This window comes from Bacillus sp. UNC41MFS5, from assembly GCF_000686805.1.
In genome coordinates this window covers 1-2,128 of sequence record NZ_JMLP01000050.1, presented here as the reverse complement: position 1 = coordinate 2,128, position 2,128 = coordinate 1, and the positions used below count along the sequence as shown (strand labels likewise).

The 2,128-nt window shown below is 32.7% G+C and carries 2 protein-coding genes; both read left to right on the top strand.

Features of this window, described 5'->3' with window-relative positions:
• Positions 1–359 precede the first annotated feature (359 nt).
• The gene (locus BR30_RS0116135) at positions 360–1,370 is read left to right on the top strand and encodes a DUF3231 family protein (RefSeq protein ID WP_035445682.1); all 1,011 of its coding nucleotides are present in this window, start codon (positions 360–362) and stop codon (positions 1,368–1,370) included.
• Between the two features lie 342 nt (positions 1,371–1,712).
• Positions 1,713–1,916 carry a hypothetical protein gene (locus BR30_RS0116130; RefSeq protein ID WP_026565873.1) on the top strand — a complete coding sequence of 68 codons (204 nt, stop codon included), beginning with the start codon at positions 1,713–1,715 and terminating at the stop codon, positions 1,914–1,916.
• Positions 1,917–2,128: the final 212 nt, after the last annotated feature.

Here is a 2,128-nt window from a genome sequence, read left to right as displayed (position 1 = left end):
TTCATAATAAAATTGAATCAAAAAATCACTTGGTAATTTTTCATACAAAGACATTTTAAAAACACCCACTATTCCTACTGCTTTAATAGGAATAATATCAGTTAAAACTGAAATTGAAAAGAGATTTTCACCAGATTCATAAATTTGTCATTTAAGCTGCTTTGGTAAAACTCCCTGTTTCTATAGCTTTGATAAAAACATACTACGAGTTCCACCAGGCATTTGGCTATTTCAAGGGTAGAACGCTCTTATGATTAGTTATGCATGGCGGCGTTGCACATTGTTTTAATTTCCTGTTTTTTACATAATAAGTAAATTGGTCGTGAAAAATAAGAAAAAAAGCATGGAGGGAAATTCTATTGGCAGCATCAAATTCTTTAAGTGCATCAGAAGCGGGAACACTTTGGTTAACTTATCAAGAAAAAACACTGATTCTTAGGATATTAGAATATTTCTTTGAAAAGGCAGATGACCCACGGGCTAAAAATATTACAGGAGGTTTGTGGGAATCATTGAATTCTTATGTTTTAGAGATGGAAAAGATATTTCAAGACCAAGGAATGGTGAAACCTGTTGGATTTACAAAAGAAGATGTGAACTTAGAGGCACCAAAGTTGTATGACAATGGATTTGATGTTATGTTTGTCCGTATTCTAAAAGAAGTTAGCATGGGGATGTACACCATGAATATGAATATGGCTTACAACAACCAAATGATGAAACTTTATGAAGGACTAACTTCTACGACTCAAAGAATTTATATGTTAGCCACTCAATATTTGCTGGAAAAAGGCATTCTGTCTCTTCCTCCAAAAGCGACCATGCCAAAGTCAACTGAGTTTATTGAAAGTAAAAGTTACATGAGTGGATTGAACCTATTTGACCCTAAGAGGGCTTTGAATGACCTAGAACTGGGTATTCTTCATCACGCAATAGAGTCAAATAATATTGGATTGCAACTTATTACAGGATTTGCCCAATGTTCAAAGACCAAAGAGGTTAAAGAATACTTTGTAAAAGGAATAGAACTTTGTAAGAAGCAAATAAAAACATTCCAAGAAATTCTTTTAGAAAGCAATGTTCAACTTTCCGCTACTTCAGGAAGTACGGTAACGACTTCAACAATTCCCCCATTTTCTGAAAAACTCATGATGCATTGTATCTACATACTCAATGGGTTCTGTATGGTAGGAAGTAGTTTTGGGACATTTTTTACTTTGAGAAATGACATATCTTTAAAAACTGCATTAATTGTAAAGGATATTTATTTCTACGGCACTGAAGGAATTAAAATTAAGATTAAACACGGATGGTATGAAGAACCACCACAAATGGAGGACCGGGCTCAAATCATTAAAAATAATCAATAATTTGTAGAATGAAAAATTGGGACCACCTATATTAATTGGCAACATCAATAAGTGTAAGTAACATTTAAGGTAAGGTACATTACTTCAACAATTAGGATATGTTTTTTTATTAAGTAACCATTACGCCAACTTTTCAAGAAAGCTTTCAACTAAGAGAACTTTGTGAAAATATACACTTAAACTAACGGGTGCGTTAGTTAAATAAGATAAAGTTAAATTTTAGGAAAAACAGCTAGATTTTTCTGGCTGTTTTCTTTTTACTTAAAAATCAACATAATTATTTAACAGAGCCAGTAGAATAAAGTAATACTTGAAGCCACTTAATAAAAGGGGAGGTATTTTATGGGTGATAAGAATGTACGATGTGACTTTTGTAATGACTATTTCGAAGAAAATAACATCCTAGATACAGGCTATGAGTGGAAAGCATGCGAAGATTGTGCTGATGAGTTGATTAAGTGCGGATGCTGTAGCCATTTGTTCCTATATGAGGAATTAAGGAAGGATAAAATAGATGGAATTTACTACTGTGAAAATTGTCCGTAGTAATAGATAAATTTAAAGGATAAGTTAAGAGTGGCTGAAATGGTCGCTCTTTTTTATGTGGATATTTAAGCAATTCCCTTTGTTTTATAATTTAAATTTACAGAAAACTTACATTGTGAAGGAATACACTTAAGCTCCCTCAGTTAGATACGATTTTCTCTCAAATACTCACTTATTCGCAGGATTTCAAAGTACTTGTAATTACAATAGGC